Origin of the sequence: Moritella sp. 5 (assembly GCF_018219455.1) — a bacterium.
Classification (GTDB): domain Bacteria; phylum Pseudomonadota; class Gammaproteobacteria; order Enterobacterales; family Moritellaceae; genus Moritella.
Genome location: NZ_CP056122.1, coordinates 4,477,924 through 4,496,891, shown reverse-complemented (window position 1 = coordinate 4,496,891; position 18,968 = coordinate 4,477,924). Strand labels below are relative to the sequence as shown.

17 protein-coding genes are annotated in these 18,968 nt (G+C 41.0%); 14 read left to right on the top strand and 3 right to left on the bottom strand.

The annotated features are described in order from the left end of the window. Positions 1-290 precede the first annotated feature (290 nt). A complete protein-coding gene (gene ygfZ, locus HWV01_RS20045; RefSeq protein WP_211673192.1) occupies positions 291-1,277 on the bottom strand; it encodes a tRNA-modifying protein YgfZ in 987 nt (328 codons plus the stop codon). A gap of 120 nt (positions 1,278-1,397) precedes the next feature. On the opposite strand from ygfZ, the gene HWV01_RS20040 reads away from it, so the two are divergent. The 3 genes from HWV01_RS20040 (at position 1,398) to HWV01_RS20035 (ending at position 4,086) form a co-directional block, all read left to right on the top strand. Beyond that, positions 1,398-1,649, top strand: a complete 252-nt coding sequence (locus tag HWV01_RS20040) for a succinate dehydrogenase assembly factor 2 (RefSeq protein WP_211673191.1) — start codon at positions 1,398-1,400, stop codon at positions 1,647-1,649. After that, on the top strand, positions 1,627-2,034 hold the full coding sequence (locus HWV01_RS22540; protein WP_371816346.1) for a protein YgfX: 408 nt from the start codon (positions 1,627-1,629) through the stop codon (positions 2,032-2,034). Before HWV01_RS20040 ends, HWV01_RS22540 begins: the two co-directional genes overlap by 23 nt. Positions 2,035-2,166: 132 nt before the next feature. Then, positions 2,167-4,086, top strand: a complete 1,920-nt coding sequence (locus HWV01_RS20035) for an alkaline phosphatase family protein (protein WP_211673190.1) — start codon at positions 2,167-2,169, stop codon at positions 4,084-4,086. Between the two features lie 69 nt (positions 4,087-4,155). Here HWV01_RS20035 and nadB read toward each other — a convergent pair whose 3' ends face one another. Continuing rightward, on the bottom strand, positions 4,156-5,760 hold the full coding sequence (nadB, locus tag HWV01_RS20030; RefSeq protein WP_211673189.1) for an L-aspartate oxidase: 1,605 nt from the start codon (positions 5,758-5,760) through the stop codon (positions 4,156-4,158). 304 nt (positions 5,761-6,064) lie between these two features. On the opposite strand from nadB, the gene rpoE reads away from it, so the two are divergent. The 10 genes from rpoE to pdxJ all read left to right on the top strand — a co-directional run bounded on the left by rpoE (position 6,065) and on the right by pdxJ (position 14,695). After that, the gene (gene rpoE / locus HWV01_RS20025) at positions 6,065-6,643 is read left to right on the top strand and encodes an RNA polymerase sigma factor RpoE (protein ID WP_211673188.1); all 579 of its coding nucleotides are present in this window, start codon (positions 6,065-6,067) and stop codon (positions 6,641-6,643) included. Between the two features lie 42 nt (positions 6,644-6,685). After that, positions 6,686-7,234, top strand: coding sequence for a sigma-E factor negative regulatory protein (locus HWV01_RS20020; RefSeq protein ID WP_211673187.1), 549 nt, complete (start codon positions 6,686-6,688; stop codon positions 7,232-7,234). 13 nt (positions 7,235-7,247) lie between these two features. Next, the gene (locus tag HWV01_RS20015; RefSeq protein ID WP_211673186.1) at positions 7,248-8,288 is read left to right on the top strand and encodes a MucB/RseB C-terminal domain-containing protein; all 1,041 of its coding nucleotides are present in this window, start codon (positions 7,248-7,250) and stop codon (positions 8,286-8,288) included. 87 nt (positions 8,289-8,375) lie between these two features. Next, positions 8,376-8,855, top strand: coding sequence for a SoxR reducing system RseC family protein (locus HWV01_RS20010; RefSeq protein WP_211673185.1), 480 nt, complete (start codon positions 8,376-8,378; stop codon positions 8,853-8,855). A 91-nt stretch (positions 8,856-8,946) separates the two neighbouring features. Beyond that, positions 8,947-10,743: a translation elongation factor 4 gene (lepA, locus tag HWV01_RS20005; RefSeq protein ID WP_211673184.1), complete on the top strand. Its 1,797-nt coding sequence runs from the start codon at positions 8,947-8,949 to the stop codon at positions 10,741-10,743. 4 nt (positions 10,744-10,747) lie between these two features. After that, positions 10,748-11,662, top strand: a complete 915-nt coding sequence (lepB, locus tag HWV01_RS20000; RefSeq protein ID WP_211673183.1) for a signal peptidase I — start codon at positions 10,748-10,750, stop codon at positions 11,660-11,662. 2 nt (positions 11,663-11,664) lie between these two features. Further along, on the top strand, positions 11,665-12,336 hold the full coding sequence (gene rnc, locus HWV01_RS19995; protein WP_211673182.1) for a ribonuclease III: 672 nt from the start codon (positions 11,665-11,667) through the stop codon (positions 12,334-12,336). Next, on the top strand, positions 12,333-13,244 hold the full coding sequence (gene era, locus HWV01_RS19990) for a GTPase Era (protein ID WP_211673181.1): 912 nt from the start codon (positions 12,333-12,335) through the stop codon (positions 13,242-13,244). Before rnc ends, era begins: the two co-directional genes overlap by 4 nt. A gap of 13 nt (positions 13,245-13,257) precedes the next feature. Further along, the gene (recO, locus tag HWV01_RS19985) at positions 13,258-13,965 is read left to right on the top strand and encodes a DNA repair protein RecO (protein WP_211673180.1); all 708 of its coding nucleotides are present in this window, start codon (positions 13,258-13,260) and stop codon (positions 13,963-13,965) included. Further along, a complete protein-coding gene (gene pdxJ / locus HWV01_RS19980) occupies positions 13,958-14,695 on the top strand; it encodes a pyridoxine 5'-phosphate synthase (RefSeq protein ID WP_211673179.1) in 738 nt (245 codons plus the stop codon). The genes recO and pdxJ overlap by 8 nt, the downstream gene beginning before the upstream one ends. Positions 14,696-14,777: 82 nt before the next feature. Here the strand turns inward: pdxJ and barA are convergent, their stop codons facing one another. Beyond that, positions 14,778-17,513, bottom strand: a complete 2,736-nt coding sequence (gene barA, locus HWV01_RS19975; protein WP_211673178.1) for a two-component sensor histidine kinase BarA — start codon at positions 17,511-17,513, stop codon at positions 14,778-14,780. A 118-nt stretch (positions 17,514-17,631) separates the two neighbouring features. Here barA and rlmD point away from each other — a divergent pair, with 118 nt between their 5' ends. After that, on the top strand, positions 17,632-18,966 hold the full coding sequence (rlmD, locus tag HWV01_RS19970; RefSeq protein WP_211673177.1) for a 23S rRNA (uracil(1939)-C(5))-methyltransferase RlmD: 1,335 nt from the start codon (positions 17,632-17,634) through the stop codon (positions 18,964-18,966). The last annotated feature ends 2 nt before the right edge of the window (positions 18,967-18,968 follow it).

Here is an 18,968-nt window from a genome sequence, read left to right as displayed (position 1 = left end):
TATAATAAGGCGCCTTATTATATTAACCATGCTTAAATTGTATTGTCAATGGCTTTTTTATATAAAAGTGGGTAGTCATTTAGTGGTGTTTTGATTGGTAAGATAATAATGTATTGCTTGTTAAATGTAGTTAGGTGTCATACTATATTTTTGAGCTGCAGGTTGTATACAATATAAGGGAAGTATTTATTACTTTAGAATGTGACTGCTGATAGGGCTGTGGCGATAGGTATTATCGGTTTATTCTAGATAATAAACCGATAATCAATGATAACTTAACCGTGTTACAGTTAGTCTACGTCTACCAATGAATATGGTAATTGCATGAAGGCTAACGTTGATTCGTTATCGGTAATTTTAAACACGCTATCTGCTTCAAGGTTATTTGGCATCACACTTGAAATCAATTGCACGCCGTCACTATAACGGTAGCTTAGGTTTACTTTACCGCTGCTACGCCAGTTCTCACCCAGTTGCAATTCAATGTTATCGCCACTGTTTACTTCAGTAGCTGTTGCACCAGTTAAGATCGCCATGGCACGTTTGTTGGTACCACGGTATTTAGCACGAGCGACTGTTTCTTGTCCTGTGTAGCAACCTTTCTTAAAACTAATACCATCATAAGCTTGTAAGTTGAATGCTTGTGGGATCTGCACGCTGCTCATTGCTGCGCTCACAATCGGTGCTGCGGCTAAAATATCTAACGCATCCCAGAATGAACCATCATCGGTTGCTGCTTCAGCTAAGTGTTGGCTGATTTGTTGCAGAGAGGCATCACTTTTTTGTAATAAGACTAAGAAACGCGGTGTTTCACCAATAAGTCGCATCACAAAACCATTTGGTAAATGAGTAACAGCTTCTTCGCCTAACGTCATTGCAAAAGTCTTATTCAACCACTGCTCTGCTTGTTCGCCAGCGACACCGTAAAGGTTACAAAATGCAGAGGCATCGGTAAGTTCTACTTTTGAGAATACCGCGTATTTCTTTAGTTCAGGCAGGGTGATCGCTAATGCGTCTTTGCGCATGATGAAATAAAATGAATTGCCTTTTTTAGCTACTTGGAATGTTGACCACAGTTTGCCTTTTGGATCGCAATGACCACCCCAAGTTGTTTGTTGATCTTCTAAGCCCACCAGATCACAAGTCAATTGGCCTTGTAAGTAACTTAAACGCTGCTCACCTGTTGCAGTCATCAATCCCCAGTGCGATAGTTCGCTTACGATCACATTTGGTAATGCGTCTGTTGATGCTAGGGTCAGTTTATTAAATTGCGTCATTGTTTACTCTTCTCTGGCTGGTTTTCTCTATGGTAGATTGAACGCAAGCATTTGTCTTTATAAGATCTTGTTTATTTTTATGATAGAATTAACTTATGGACAATATGATAAGGGAAAAAGATGACTAAGTTAGATTCAAAGGCGCGTTTACGCTGGGCTTGTCGCCGTGGCATGCTAGAACTCGATGTATTATTTCGTCCGTTTGTGGATGAAGCTTATGATGATTTATCAGATGAAGATAAATTGATTTTCCAACGCTTGTTAGAAGGCGAAGATCCAGAGTTATTTGCTTGGGCAATGGGTCATGAAAAGTGTGAAGATCCAGAGTTAGCCTATATGATGAATAAAATTGTCTCAAGAGTTAAAGTGTAGCGTCACGTTACGCCCATCTAAATACTGGTTGTTACTGTGTATTGTAATACATAGTTTGGTGCTCGGTTTGCTGCTTATTTGGCTAGCACTTGTACCCCTGCAATTGGTTTATTCCGTAGTCATTATTGCTTTGTGTGGTTCTCAATGCAGGCAACATTGGCTACGCCGTCCCAGTTTTACCTATTTCACCAATGGTTACATTCAGTTTGACGCTGGGGGTGAGTTATTTGCAATTACCCCATGTTCACGCAGCGCCGACCTTTTTATTCAGTTAAGTTATATCAGCTTAAATAAGGGGCGCGTTCAGTCATTATGTATAATGCGTGATGCTATCGACGATACTGATTATCGCCGTCTAGTTCGGACTATTAAAATTTTAAAATAGCAGCTTGAAGTAACTTGGGTATACACTTTATTTGAGCGTAAAGAATTGTTTAAGTACTGGTAAGTTCATCTTCAAACTGTAACTGTTCACGTTTATTCTGCAATAGCTTTACTTTTTTATTAAGAGCGATAAATGCCAACGTCTACTTCTGAATCATTACCACTTATTATTGCTGGACCGATATTACGTCATTGCGATATACAACATTTCACTTTATGGTTTGTGAGTTCAACGTTGTTAGCTGAATTGAATTTAACCTTACAGGGAGCCAGCTTTTCACGTCAGTTAACGGGTGATGAAGTACACACGATTCAACTCGGTAAGCATGCCTATCAGTATTTAATTAATGTGACAGCCGAGGTGTTATTGCCTGCGGAGATTGAAGTTAAATATCAACTCTGTGATGCGATATCAGGAAATGTTTTTGCTCAAATTGAAGGGCTTTGCTACACAGATATACACGCTGTCGATAATACAATACCTCCTCTGCCAAGTGTTATTGTTAAGCCGACAATTAATGATTTGTTGCATGGCTCATGCCGTCAGCCTCACCATGATAGTGCTGATGCGTTAGTCGCTGCTGATACTCGATTGCAGCAAATGCCTTCATTAGATGAGCGACCTGCATTATTGATGCTGAGTGGTGATCAGGTTTATGTCGATGATGTGGCTGGACCCATGCTATATGCTATCGGGAAAGTAATTGATTTATTAGGCTTACCAGATGAGACGTTTCTTTCGGCAAATATTAGTAATAGTCGTGAACTGGGTTATCAGCCAGAAGATATGTATCAACGGCATATAGACCTATTACCCCGCACTGAATACCCCGCTAAAACAGCACTGCATAATTGGTATGTTAATCATGCTGTTTTTACTTCAACATCGGCAGAAAACCACTTAGTTAGTGCCAGTGAAGTGATGGCCTTATATCTACTCTCTTGGTCACCAGAATTATGGCAACAGATCTCGATTCCCCGTGACGTAGAAGGCTTAACCGCTGAACATTTGACGCGTTGGCAGCATGAATGGGATAACTTACTAGTCTTTAAAGCGGGGCTAAGTAAAGTTCGTCGCCTGATGGCTCATTTACCGACTTATATGATGTTTGATGATCATGATGTTACTGATGACTGGAACCTGACTGCGAAATGGGAAGAAGCCGCTTATGGCCATACATTTTCGAAACGGATCATTGGTAATGCGCTAATTGGTTATACTTTGTTTCAAGGTTTGGGGAATAATCCACAGTGTATGATTGCTAATTTAAGCGTGCCATTAGCAGGTTACTTCAACTCACCCTCGATGCAGACTCAGGATGACTTAATTACCGCCTTACTTAAGTATGAACAATGGCACTATACCTTAGCAACATCGCCTAAATTAGTGGTCTTAGATACACGTACAAGGCGTTGGCGCAGTGAATCTAATTTAGCTAAACCTTCAGGGCTTATGGATTGGGAAGCCTTGATGGAATTTCAGAATGAGCTAGTAGGGCAGGATAAAGTCATTATAGTGTCGCCTGCGCCAATGTATGGTGTAAAAGTGATTGAAACGATCCAGCGAATTGCGACTATGTGCGGGGCTTCGTTAATGGTTGATGCTGAAAACTGGATGGCACATCCGGGTACAGCTAATACCTTGTTGAGTATTTTTATGCACCGTAAAACTCCGCAGCAGTTTGTGATCCTGTCGGGTGATGTACATTACTCGTTTGCGTATGAGGTCGGTATTCGCTTTCGCCATGGAGGACCGAAAATATACCAAATCACTTGTAGCGGACTTAAAAATCAGTTTCCCGAAAAATTGTTATCGTGTTTTGATAAGCTCAATGCTTGGTTATACGGTTATTATTCACCTCTGAACTTTTTTACTAAGCGTAAGCGTATGACAATTAGAGGTTGTAAACCTAATAATGCCAGAGATAAACGTTTGGTAAATCACAGTGGTATTGGCATGGTTAGTTTTGCTGAGAATGGTGCTCCGAGCAAGATCGCAGTATTACACAGTGATATGACTGAAACTCAGTTTGTTCCGCCCAAGCATGATTAAAAAAAGCAGCTGGTTAGCTGCTTTTTGGTGATGTTTACTGACGGTATGACGAAACAGTTGTATTGTTGATTATACCTTAGGCTGTAATATAGTTGGTTGTGGTTCGTTGAATTGTTCTGGGTAGTCGAGCGTGTAGTGCAAGCCGCGACTTTCTTTGCGATCTAACGCACAACGAATGATCAAGTCTGCTACTGTCACCAGGTTTCTTAATTCCAATAAGTTATTACTGACGCGGAAATTACTGTAGTACTCATCAATTTCTTGCTGCAATAGATTCACACGGCGCAGGGCGCGCTCTAGACGTTTTGTCGTTCTTACAATCCCCACGTAATCCCACATAAATAGACGTAGTTCGTGCCAGTTATGTTGAATAATGACTTCTTCATCTGAGTTCGTCACTTTACTCTCATCCCAGGCTGGAATACGGTAATCTTTACGGGTTTTATGCAGTTTTGATAAAATATCGTCTGCCGCTGCGTGGGCAAACACAATACATTCTAATAATGAGTTACTGGCTAAACGGTTTGCACCGTGTAAACCCGTATAAGCTACCTCGCCAATCGCGTATAAACCGCGCATATCAGTTTGACCCGTTAAGTCAGTCATTACACCACCACAGGTATAATGTGCAGCGGGTACTGCTGGGATTGGGTCGGTCGTGATATCAATACCTAACTTCAAGCAACGCTCATAAATAGTCGGGAAATGACTAATAACGAACTCAGCAGGTTTATGACTGATATCTAAATACACACAATCACTACCTAGACGTTTCATTTCAAAGTCGATAGCACGGGCAACAATATCACGCGGAGCCAATTCTGCACGTTCATCGAAACTTGGCATAAAACGGGTGCCGTCTGCATGACGTAAATAGGCACCTTCCCCACGTAGTGCTTCGGTTAATAAGAAGTTTTTTGCATCCGGGTGAAATAAACAGGTAGGATGGAATTGATTGAATTCCATATTGGCGACACGGCAACCTGCGCGCCATGCCATAGCAATACCGTCACCACTAGAGACATCAGGATTACTGGTATATTGATAAACCTTACTTGCACCGCCCGTTGCTAAGATAACAAAGCGTGCTTTAATCACTTCTACTTTCTCGGCTTCTCGGTTCCACACATAAGCACCGACAATACGGTTGGTCGCTTGGTTAAGCTGTTTAGTCGAAATAAGATCAACCGCGTTAAAACGTTCCATTAAGGTAATGTTAGGATGTTGACTGACATTTTCGATTAACGTGGTTTGTACCGCTTTACCAGTGGCATCTGCGGCATGCAAGATACGGCGATGGCTATGACCACCTTCTTTGGTGAGATGATAATGTTGTTCACCATTATCATCGGCTACTTGATCAAATGGTGCGCCTTTATCTATTAACCAGTTTAGGCTGGCGGCCGCGCTGCTTGCTGTAAAGCTAACGGTATCTTCATCACATAAACCAGCACCTGCCACAAGGGTATCGGATACATGGCCTTCAACACTGTCAGCTTCATCAAAAACGGCGGCGATACCACCTTGTGCGTAGAGAGTTGAGCCTTCGGTTAAGCTACTCTTACTTAATACTGTCACTTTAGCGTGATCTGCGAGTTTCAAGGCAAGTGAGAGTCCTGCGGCACCACTGCCGATAATCAGTACATCGCTTTGGTATTCCGCATTTGTTCTCATAGTTTCCGCTCTATTTGTAGTATGCTGTTATGTCTATACCCAAGTTACGTCAAAATGCTATATCAGAGATGAGCAGGTTGTGCATCTTGAGGTTGTTTAGGTATAACTCTAAGTAGGGCATTATAAGCTTTAAATCTCGGGCAATAAAAAGGTATTTTGATTTATTTGTCCTTATTTTGATTTAATTAGCACAATGGCGAACTTTATTTGGCGTTAAAACGAACTTTATTTATATAACGCAGTCTGAAAAATACACATTAGTAATACTAGTGTCATCAGAATAATAAGAGGTTATGAGTTACTAATGAGTGAAAAAGAGACGGACTTGCAATTAGTCGAGCGAGTTCAAGGCGGTGACAAAGCCGCATTTAATTTATTGGTGACTAAATACCAACAGAAAGTGGCGAACCTGATCTCACGTTACGTTTCAGCCAGTGGTGACGTTGCCGATGTGACTCAGGAAGTGTTTATTAAAGCGTATCGTGCGTTGCCTAATTTTAGAGGTGATAGCGCGTTTTATACTTGGCTATATCGGATTGCCAGTAACACAGCTAAAAATTATTTAATTGCGCAAAGTAGACGACCACCTGCAAATGATGTTGATGCTGCAGATGCGGAGTTTTACGAAGGTAATGATGGCATGCGCGAGTCATCAACACCAGAACGGATTATTTTGGCGGAAGAAATGAAAGCGGTAATTTTTTCTGCTATTGACGCGTTACCTGATGAATTACGTACAGCGATAACATTACGTGAAATGGAAGGCATGAGTTATGACGATATAAGTATTGTCATGAGCTGCCCAGTGGGTACTGTTCGCTCACGTATTTTTCGAGCGCGTGAAGCGATTGAAGTAAAATTAAAACCCTTACTTCAACAGTAAGTTAAACACAGATTACGGACGAATAAATTTAGGTAATTAATTATGATAGAAAAAGAACGTTTATCCTCCTTAGTAGACAATGAATATATCGATGCTGCACTACTTGATGAGTTAGGTAAGGATGAAGCATTATCTTCAAGTTGGCAGCATTACCACATGATAGGTGATGTGATGCGTGGTGAAACACCTGCAACGGTTAATTTAGATCTTACCCGTGCCATCACAGCTGCTATTGCCGAAGAACCTGAACTGACAATGCCAAAAGAAAGTGCAAACGACAGCTCTTTCTATCAGAAAGTAATCCAGCCTTGGCTAAAAACAGGTGGTCAATTTGCGATTGCGGCATCAGTTGCGTTAATGGTGATTACGGGTGTGCAATACAGCAATACCGAAGCTCCAATAACAGGACTTGAACCAGCGCTGAATGTGATGCCGTTTGCCGGTGTTGCATCACCAGTTAGTTTTAGTGTTGAATCACCTGATTCGCGTCAAGTACAGCCAGAATTTACGGATGAAGAAAAGGTAGAACAAGTGCGTCGTATTAATGCATTTGTACTTGATCATCAATTACAAAAACGCATCCAGCAATAATAGTGAGCCAGTAATGTTCAAGAAAAGTGTTGGTTTGTGGATATTGTTGTTTTCATTTTTTACGCCGCAGGCATGGAGTGAAGCAACGTCAAGCAGTGAACAACGCGATAATAGTGTTGCTAATAAGAGTGTTTCAGGACAACCAAAATTATCCGCTGACGCATTGCTAGACAACATGAAAACGGCGTTTAAGCAGTTAAATTATGATCTGTCTTATGTCGAAATTGAACGTGGTAGAATTACCCCTATGCGTTATAGTCATGGGCTAATTGATGGTGTGTCTGTTGGACATTTACTGTCATTAAATGGTAATCCACGTGAATATTTACGCCGCGGTAATATCACCAGTTTCTTTGAAGCTGAGCAGCCAGGTTATTCGTTATCATCAACCGCTATACCGGGGTTATTATTTGATTTAATGGCAACTGAATTGACGCTTGATGATAGCTTATACCAAGCGATATATGTTGGTGGAAAATCACGTGTGACAGGGCGTTTAAGTCAAATTGTACGTGTTGTGCCGAATGATAAATATCGCTTTGGTTATTTAATCTGGATAGATTTAACTACCAATTTACCGCTGCGTGTTGACATGATTAAAGACAGTGGTGAAGTTGTGTTCCAAGTGATGGCTATTTCACTGTATCAATTCCCTGATGTGACGCCTTGGTTAGAGCAGCTCAATGCGGTAAAATTACCACCTGTATTATCAGCAATGCAAACACAAGCATTAATGCCTGAACCAACGAAATCGGAGTGGAAAGCGACTTGGATACCTGATGGTTTCAAACAAATTGTGAGTAACAAACACCAGATCGCAGGTATAGGTCAAACAATTGATTATATGCAGTTTTCTGATGGGTTAGTCGATATATCTATCTATGTTAATACTAATGCGAAAGCGGGTAGTTTAAGTCAAGGGTTAGGTGTATCGGGACAAATTAGTTTACAATCTAAAATTACAGACGACATTGAGATTGTCGTGGTGGGTGAAGTGCCTAGCTTTACCGCCAAGAAAATTGCTGAATCAGTCGTCCGTAATACTGATAACTAATTTTTCTAGCATGCGTAACCGCGTTTAACAATAAAAGGTTTGTGTTGTTAAGTCGGTTACGATTGTTTTATATAAGGCATTTACCGTATGATTATTGAAACAGCTATCGTTCAAAGTGTTACTGGTGATCAGGTTTCGGTACAGTGCGAAAGCCAATCTGCTTGTAACCATTGTCACGCGAGCGATAACTGTGGTACCGGGACAGTAGCTAAAGCATTCCCACATCGTACTCACCGTTTTACGGTCACTAAAACAGCAGATGTTGTTACGGGTGACAAAATCGAAATTGGTTTACGTGAAAAAAATTTAGTCACCAGCGCAATGCTGGTTTACTTGTTACCATTAGCGGCAATTTTACTCTCACTTGGTCTTGGTCAGTATTTATCACAAGTTTTCCAATTTGAAGGTGAAGGCTTGGTTATTCTCGCGGCTTTTGTTGGTGGTTACATTGGTTTTAGTTGCACGCGAAAAATAAGCGTAATGTTTGATCAACGCTTTGATTTTAAACCTAAAATGCTAGGTATCGTGGCTCAATCGGAAGTGATAGGGCAATGGCGCGCTGATTAAAAGCAATGAAAGATAGCAGTCATCCCTTAAATCCGTTAAAATCTGCCTCATTAAGTGTCATATCTACTAAGTATTGGATATTATCTAACTCATGAAACACATTCGTAATTTTTCAATTATTGCCCATATCGATCACGGTAAATCTACTTTATCAGATCGTTTGATCTCATTTTGTGGTGGTTTATCTGACCGTGAAATGGCTGCACAGGTTCTTGACTCAATGGATATTGAGCGCGAGCGTGGCATTACAATTAAAGCACAAAGCGTAACGCTGGATTATAAAGCGAAGGATGGTGAAACTTACCAACTTAACTTTATTGATACGCCAGGGCACGTGGACTTCAGCTATGAGGTTTCTCGCTCATTAGCAGCTTGTGAGGGTGCTTTACTTGTTGTCGACGCTGGTCAAGGCGTAGAAGCACAAACTCTCGCAAACTGTTATACCGCGATGGAGATGGACCTGGAAGTTGTGCCAATCCTCAATAAAATCGATTTACCTGCCGCTGATCCTGATCGCGTAGCAGAAGAAATCGAAGACATCATCGGTATCGATGCAATGGAAGCGACACGTTGCTCTGCAAAAACTGGTTTAGGTATCGAAGACGTACTTGAAACAATTGTCAGAGAAATTCCATGTCCATCAGAAGGTTCTGAAGACGCACCGCTGCAAGCGCTGATTATTGATTCATGGTTTGATAACTACCAAGGTGTTGTATCTTTGGTACGTATTACTAACGGTGTATTACGTAAAGGTGACAAGATTACTGTTATGTCTACGGGTGAATCTCACCTTGTTGATAAAGCCGGTATCTTCACACCAAAACAAACGGATACAGGTGTACTACACTGTGGTGAAGTTGGTTTTGTTATCTGCGGTATTAAAGATATTTTAGGTGCTCCAGTAGGTGATACGCTAACAAATACGCGTAACCCTGCTGATGCACCCGTACCTGGTTTCAGTAAAGTTAAGCCTCAGGTTTATGCGGGCATGTTCCCAATTAGCTCTGACGACTATGAAGCGTTCCGTGATGCACTGGGTAAACTCAGTCTTAACGATGCGTCTTTATTCTATGAACCAGAAAGTTCTTCAGCACTTGGTTTTGGTTTCCGTTGTGGTTTCTTAGGTCTATTACACATGGAAATCATTCAAGAACGTTTAGAACGTGAATACGATCTTGAATTGATTACGACTGCACCAACGGTTGTTTACGAAGTCGAAACCAAAAAAGGTGAAGTTATTTACGTTGATAGCCCGGCTAAATTACCAGCAATCAATGACATTGAAGAAATCCGCGAACCAATTGCAGAATGTAACATCCTCGTACCACAAGAATACCTAGGTAATGTAATTACCCTTTGTATTGCTAAGCGTGGTGTACAAACGAAGATGGATTATCACGGTAAGCAAGTTGCATTAACTTACGAGATCCCAATGGGTGAAGTAGTGATGGACTTTTTTGACCGTTTGAAATCGACAAGCCGTGGTTATGCGTCACTGGATTATTCTTTCATCCACTTTAGCGCTGCTGACATGGTACGTGTTGATGTATTGATTAACACCGACCGTGTTGATGCATTAGCGATGATCACTCACCGTGATAACGCGATGAATCGTGGTCGTTTACTGGTTGAAAAGATGAAGGAACTTATTCCTCGTCAAATGTTTAATATTGCAATTCAGGCGGTTATTGGTTCACAAGTTATTGCCCGTAGTACCGTTAAACAAATGCGTAAAAACGTAATTGCAAAATGTTATGGTGGTGATATTAGCCGTAAGAAAAAACTGCTACAGAAGCAGAAAGATGGTAAGAAACGCATGAAGCAAGTAGGTAATGTTGAAGTACCTCAAGAAGCCTTCTTGGCTGTGTTGCATATCGGAAAGGATTAGATAAATGGCAACCTATTTTTCACTAATATTGGTATTGGTTACTTTCGTTAGCGGTATTATTTGGGCGTTAGATAAACTGATTTGGGAAAAGGCACGCGCTGAAAAAGTCGCGTTTGCTCAATCTCAAGCAGAATTACCAGCGGAAGCTATTGCAAAATTAGGGCAAGAATCGTTTATTGTTGAAAATGCAAAATCGATCTTCCCTGTGATTGCAGCTGTGATGGTATTACGTTCATTTTTATACGAACCATTTCAAATTCCATCAGGATCTATGATGCCAACTTTATTAGTTGGTGATTTTATTCTGGTTGAAAAATTTAGTTATGGTGTTAAAGATCCGGTATTACGTTCTACACTTATCGAAACAGGTAAACCAGAGCGTGGTGATGTTGCGGTATTTAAATACCCGCCACAGCCAACTGTTGATTACATTAAACGTGTGGTCGGTTTGCCGGGTGATCGTATAGCCTATCGTGGAAAGCAGGTTTTCATTCAACAAGCATGCAGCGGAACAAACTGCGCAGGGTTTAAAAAACTCGATCTTAGTTTAGTCGAAATTGGCAAATTTAAAGATCAAATGGTTGAATTACAGCAATACACAGAGCAACTTGGGGATGTTAAACACAACATTTTAATTAACCCTAGCCGTCCTGATTTAGTGCGTGATTTTTATCAGCAAGATAATCCGCCAACCCGTCAATATGAATGGGTTGTACCGGATGGTCATTACTTCATGATGGGTGATAACCGTGATAATAGTGCTGATAGCCGTTTTTGGGGTTTTGTTCCGGAAGCAAATTTAGTCGGAAAGGCTGTGTTCATTTGGACGAGTTTCGAATTTGAACGCGACCCAGATTCTTTATTACCTAGTTGGATCCCAACAGGTATACGCTTTAGTCGTATTGGCAAGTTAAAATAATTATGACAATTATATTAGAAAGATTACAAACTGTATTAGGTTACCAGTATAAAGACGCTAGCCTACTGCAACAAGCGCTGACGCACCGTAGTGCTTATTACAAACATAATGAACGTCTTGAATTTTTAGGCGATTCGGTACTTGGCTTTATTATCTCAGATGCATTGTTTTGCCAGTTTCCTGAGGTGCCAGAAGGTGATTTAAGCCGTATGCGTGCCACCTTAGTGAAAGGGTTAACGCTCGCTGAAATTGCGCGTGAGTTTGAACTAAGTGAATGTTTAATCTTAGGCCCTGGTGAATTAAAAAGTGGTGGGTTCCGTCGTGAATCTATCCTTGCAGATACAGTTGAAGCCTTAATTGGTGCTATGTATCTGGATAGCGATATCGAGAAAACGCGTGAACGTGTACTGGCTTGGTATGCATCACGTTTAGCAATGATCAAACCAGGTATTGGTCAGAAAGATGCTAAAACACAATTACAAGAATGGCTGCAAGGACGTAAGCAAGCTCTTCCATTGTATCAAGTAGTGGAAGTTAAAGGTGAAGCTCATAATCAAGAATTCACTATTCATTGCGTTATTGAAGGCCTAGAGCAACCTGTTGAAGGTAAAGGTACTAGTCGTCGTAAAGCAGAACAAGAAGCAGCTCAAAAAGCATTGGAGCAATTACAATGAGTGATATGACTTATAGCGGCTTTGTTGCTATCGTTGGTCGTCCTAACGTAGGTAAATCAACGTTACTAAACCGCATTTTGGGACAAAAGGTAAGTATTACCTCGCGTAAACCACAAACGACTCGTCACCGTATTCTAGGTATTGATACTGAAGAAAATCGTCAAACTGTATATGTTGATACTCCAGGTCTGCACATTGATGAAAAACGTGCAATCAACCGTTTAATGAACCGTGCTGCTAGCAGTTCACTAAAAGATATAGATGTTGATGCGGTGATATTTGTTGTTGATGGTACCCGTTGGACCGAAGACGATGACATGGTATTAAACAAGCTACGTGATATTAAATGTCCAATTTACTTGGCGATTAATAAAACAGATGCGATTAAAGATAAAGCAGAAGAGTTAATGCCACACCTTCAGGTATTGGCGTCGAAGTTTAACTTCGCGGAAATTATCCCTATCTCTGCAACGAAAGGGACTAACGTAGAAATGCTACGTGGTATTTGTTCGAAGCAGTTACAAGAAGGTGATTTTTACTTTCCTGAAGATTATGTAACGGATCGTTCTTCACGTTTCATGGCATCTGAAATCATTCGTGAAAAATTGATGCGTTTTACTGGCCAAGAATTACCTTACTCAACCACGGTTGAGATCGAGCAGTTTAAAGTCAGTGAAAACGGCACATTCCATATCAATGCGTTAATTTTAGTTGAGCGTGATACTCAAAAACGCATGGTTATTGGTAATAAAGGCTCGAAACTAAAAACCATTGGTACCGAAGCTCGACGTGATATGGAAACTTTGTTTGATAATAAAGTATTCCTAGAATGTTGGGTGAAAGTGAAATCTGGTTGGGCTGATGATGAACGTGCACTTCGTAGCTTAGGTTACGGAGATGAAGTGTAAATAGCTTTATTGCATGGACTTACAAAACGCTTTTGTACTGCACCGTCGACCTTTTAAGGAGTCGAGTTTACTCATCGACTTCTTTACCATTCACGATGGTAAAATTTCGTTAGTGGGACGAGCAGGCCGAGGGCGTAAGAACAGTCAAAGTGCAATTTTACAGCCGTTTACCTTACTTAATATCGCCTATGCCGGCAAAGGTGGATTAAAATCTATGCGTCAGGTAGAGGCGGTATCTAATTCATTACCGCTCTCAGGTCGGCATCTCTATGCTAGCTTTTATCTTAATGAATTACTCTATCGCTTATTGGCCAGTGAACAAGCGAACCCCGAACTATTCTCCCATTACCAAAATGCATTATTAGCGTTAGCCAAACAACAACCCCTTGAACCCTTATTGCGTGAATTTGAACTTAATTTAATGCAATGTTTAGGTAACATTGGTGCGTTAAGCTATTGTGCTGATACCATGGATGCTGTGTACCCTGACCGTATGTATAAATACGTACCACATGTTGGGATTGTGCCATCTATTTATAAAGTTGCAGTGGATAGCTCATTTTTAGGTAAAGATTTACTCGCCTTTGAGCAAAGATTATTTAACCAAGAGAATTTAGCGGCTGCAAAACGCTTTTGTCGACAAATGTTGTTACCCTATTTGGGCAATAAGCCGCTGAAAAGCAGAGAACTATTTATTAATAAGGGAATTAAACGTGAATAAGATCTTTTTAGGTGTCAACATTGACCATATCGCAACCCTACGCCAAGCTCGAGGCACTACTTACCCAGATCCTGTGCATGCAGCATCTGTCGCTGAATTAAATGGCGCAGACGGTATTACGGTGCATTTACGTGAAGACCGTCGTCACATTGTTGATCGCGATGTTCGCGTATTAAAAGAAACCATTCAGACCCGCATGAATCTAGAAATGGCAGTGACTGCTGAAATGCTGGATATTGCGTGTGAGATCAAACCTGAGTTTGTTTGTTTAGTTCCTGAAAAACGTGAAGAACTAACAACTGAAGGTGGTTTGGATGTACTTGGTCAACAAGACAAGATAACTCAAGCGGTTAAACGTTTAAGTGAAGCTGGTATTCTTGTATCGTTATTTATCGATGCCGATAAAGAGCAAATTGATGCAGCGGTTGCGACTGGCGCGCCGTACATTGAAGTGCACACCGGTGCTTATGCGGATGCAGAATCTGAAGGCGAGCAACAAGCTGAATTGAAGAAGATCGCAGCTGGTGTGAGCTATGCGCATAACGCAGGATTGAAAGTAAACGCGGGTCACGGGTTGCATTACCATAACGTACAACCTATAGCGGCTATTCCTGAAATTTATGAATTGAATATCGGCCATGCAATTATTGCACGTGCGGCATTTGATGGTTTAGGTAAAGCGGTAAAAGACATGCAAATTATCATGCAAGAAGCGCGTAATAACAGCTAAGTTATTACCGCGTATACGTATGTAAAAAAGGAGCCGTGGGCTCCTTTTTATTGTGTGGTTGTTAGTAGATTTAGATTAGTGGTTAATTGGGTAAATAGGGCTGTGCTTCCTTAATCACTGTTTCAATGGCTTCTTGTAGTTCAAATATTTCGGGTTCAACATCTTCGATGTCTGCGCCCTTACGTAAACCACGCTCAATCTGATCGGCTAAATTCTGGATCGGTAATACCCCGCAACATGCTGCGCCACCGTGAAATTTATGGATGATTTTCTGAAATTCTGAGCGTGACAAACTCCGTGCTAAGGCTTGTTCAAGGTGCTCACTGATCTCAGGTAAGCTATTGATGAACATCTCTAGCATATCCACCGCAAGATCTTCTTTACCCATTGAACGTTGTAAGGTCAGTGGCCAATTTAAAATATGGTTTTTGACCGTACTGTTATCATGTGAGGAACTGCCCCATTGCTGTAAGATACGCTTTAGAATAGACTCATCAATTGGTTTCGTTAAGTAATCATCCATACCTTTACTCAGTAGACGGTCACGTTCGCCACTCATGGCATGTGCGGTTACTGCAATAATCGGTGTTGATTGATTACGGCTGCCAGAACGAATCGATCTGCAGGCGCTAATACCATCCATAATTGGCATTTGAATATCCATAAAGATAATATCAAAATCCATTTTATTGGCTTTGGCAACAGCTTCGGCACCGTTGCTACAGATTTCAATGCGAGTGACTGAATCTGTCAACATTGCACTAATAAGTTTTAGGTTCGCAGGATTATCATCGACCGCTAAAATTGACAGGTCAACTTTAGCTTTTGGTTTTTCAATCTTCAGCTGCGGGATTGGCTGTTCAGCTGTTTTTTCTAAATAGGCTAATGCATTAACAAGTTTACGGTGATTACATGGTTTCGTGAGGCAATGCCTTGCGCCAGTTTGAATGATTTCTTCTTGTAAACAAGGGTCTGAAGAGTTAATTAATACCACGACAGCCGCATTAATATCATGACACTGGCTCATCTTGTTATACATAGGTGTTAGATTGTTTTCATCGTTTTGAGCGATAATCACGCAGTGGTAAGGTTGCTCGATATAATGTTGCCACTCGGCTTCGTTAGCACAATGTAAAACGTCCAGATCCCAACTATTCAGCAAGGATATTAACGAACGTGCGGAGTAATTATCTACTTCATAGAGCAAGACTTGTTTACCTTTAAAATCACTGACTGGCAGCGGTTCAGATAATGAAGTCGAGGTCATATTAAATTTAAGCGAGAATTTAAAGTTAGAACCTTGGCCTAAGTCAGAATCAAGCGAGATCTCACCGCCCATAAATTCAACTAAGCGTTGGGTAATAACAAGACCGAGTCCGGTACCGCCATAACGACGTGAAATACTGGTATCGGCTTGGTTAAAGGCTTCAAAGAGTTGCGCTTGTTGTTGCTCTGAAATGCCAATGCCGGTATCGCGGATATTCGTTTGAATAGTGACGCTATTATGTGTGGATTCCAGTAATTCAATATGGATATCAATATTACCACTTTCGGTGAACTTGATGGCATTACCCAGTAAGTTGGTGATCACTTGCTGGAATCGGAATGGATCACCAATAATGCCATCAGGGACATTCTTATCAACATGGAGGGATAGCTCAAGGCCTTTATCATGCACTGTTGGTGCGAGTAATATGGCGGCTTCTTCAATCGTGTCGCGTAGATTGAATGGGATCTGCTCTAGGGTTAACTTACCCGCTTCAAGCTTAGAAAAGTCGAGAATGTCATTAATGATGTTAAGCAAGTTCTTGGCTGATTTCTCAATGGTCTGCAAGTAATCGGTTTGATTCGGACTGAGTGACGTTTTTAATAGCTGGCGAGAGAAGCCAATCACCCCGTTAAGTGGTGTTCTTAACTCATGACTCATATTGGCCAAGAATTCAGATTTCACTCGTGCGGCTGCTTGAGCACGTTTTTTTGCCATATCTAATTCAATATTTTGAATTTCAATCTGCTCTAAGGTTTCCCGTAAATCAGAGGTTGCTTGGTCAATATTTTGCTGCATTTCTTCGTGATAAGCCGAGAGTGACTTTGCCATCGAGTTAATACCATTCTTGAGCAGTGCTAGTTCACCCGTTTGTTCACCGATTACTCTGGCATCGAGCCGGCCTTCTCTGATCCGATCAACGACGGTGACCATGTCGGTAATGGGCTGGGTAACGTTTTTAACTAATCGCCAGGAGAAGATAAGCGCGGTAAAGAAGCCCAGTAATACAATAAATACCGAGACGGTGGTATCGCGGTATTGCAGTAATATCGCTTTGTCACGAATGAGCTGAATAGATAAATAACCGAGTATCTGTTCCGGATTTTCTAAACTTAACGGGAAATTGGTATTGTCAATTTCGGCAATAATCGGAGAACGCAGAATGATGTAATCATCAAGTACTTCGACTTGGGTGATTTCCGGCAGTTTGTTGTTGTCGGGGTTCTTCAGCACGGAAAAATTACGGTGATAATTACTGGTTACAAACAGTTTATTATTGTTATCAAAAATGGCGATACTTTTAATCGTCGGCGCAAACTTGCGGTGGGTTAAACCGAGTAGCTTTTTCAGTGATTCTCGGCTGTTTTGTAACATGCCGTACTCACTCGCGATGGCCAGTGGCTCAATGATATTAATGCCCTGTTCAATAAGTACTGTCTCTAGCTGCTGATAGCGGTTAAAGGTGAAATAGCTGGCTAATAATGTCCCGATCAAAACTGTCGGTAAAATCGTCAGCGCCATTACTTTGGCACGAAGTCCGTATTTAGTCATAAAGTCATCTTATTGGTATCTGGTTTAATGCCATCTACAGAAGTTATTTAAGTATAAAGCGGGAAAGCAGGTTAGAATAATACCCTAATGATGACATAGGCAATAGTTGTATATCAATATGGCGCAAATTTTTAAAGCAAAAAAAGTACATAAAACTCCGAGTAAAGCGGTCGAGATCACTATTGAAAAATTAGATCATCAAGGTTTAGGTTTAGGTCGCCTTGATGGCAAAGCGGTATTTGTTGCTGGTGGATTACCAGGTGAACGCGTATCAGTGAATATTATTGAACAAAAAAAACAATACGCAAAAGCGATCTTAAGAAAAGTAATAACGCCATCTGAGCAACGAATCGAACCAGCATGCCCGCATTATGCAACGTGTGGCGGCTGTAGTTTACAAACATTAGATAGCCATGTTCAGGCTGATTATAAACAAACGGCATTGTTTAGTTTATTACAGAACTTCAGTAAAAATGATGATATTGAATTTGCTGAGCCTATATTATCACAGCCTTGGCAGTATCGTCGTACTGCACGTTTAAGTGTGATGTTTGATCGTAAAGCCAAGCAATTGGTATTTGGCTTTCGTGAACGTAACAGTAAATCCCTAGTCGCAATTAATCAGTGTCCGGTATTAGTACCCGCCTTGTCAGCATTGATTCAACCTTTACGCCAATTACTTGCTACGCTTAGTGTACGTCGTGATTTAGGCCATATTGAGTTGTTTGCTGTGGATTCTGGCATTATTTGCTTATTCCGAATTTTAAAACCCTTGAAGGATAAAGATCAAGCTTTACTGCAAGCCTTTGCTGGTGAACATCAGTTAAGTATTTACCTACAACCTGAGCCTGAATCGATACTTCAATTAACCCCTGATACGCCAGCCGCTTGGTATCAGCTTGCTGATGGTGAATTTAAATTAAGTTTTACGCCGGGTAATTTTATTCAAGTTAACCCTGTGGTTAATAACCAAATGGTGGCGCAAGCACTCGATTGGCTCGATTTAAGCCCTGAAGACAAAGTATTAGATCTGTTCTGTGGTGGTGGTAACTTTAGTTTACCAGTTGCGCGTTTATGTCATTCAGTCGTAGGTGTGGAAGGTGTTGATGAAATGGTGCGTCAGGCACAAGTCAATGCAATGGCGAACAATGTTGATAATGCGGAATTCTATCAAGCGGACTTATCGGCTGACTTCTCTAAGCTATCTTGGGCAAAAAATAGGTTCGATAAAGTATTATTAGATCCTGCTCGAGCGGGGGCGGCAGAAACAGTGCAATATTTACATAAACTAAAAGTGAATAAAATTGTCTATGTATCTTGCAATCCAGCAACATTAGCGCGAGACTCGAAGTTGTTGATGGAAAAGCATTATAAATTAACACGCCTTGGTATGATTGATATGTTTCCACAAACGGGACATGTTGAGTCAATGGCGTTATTTGAACGCGTTTAGCG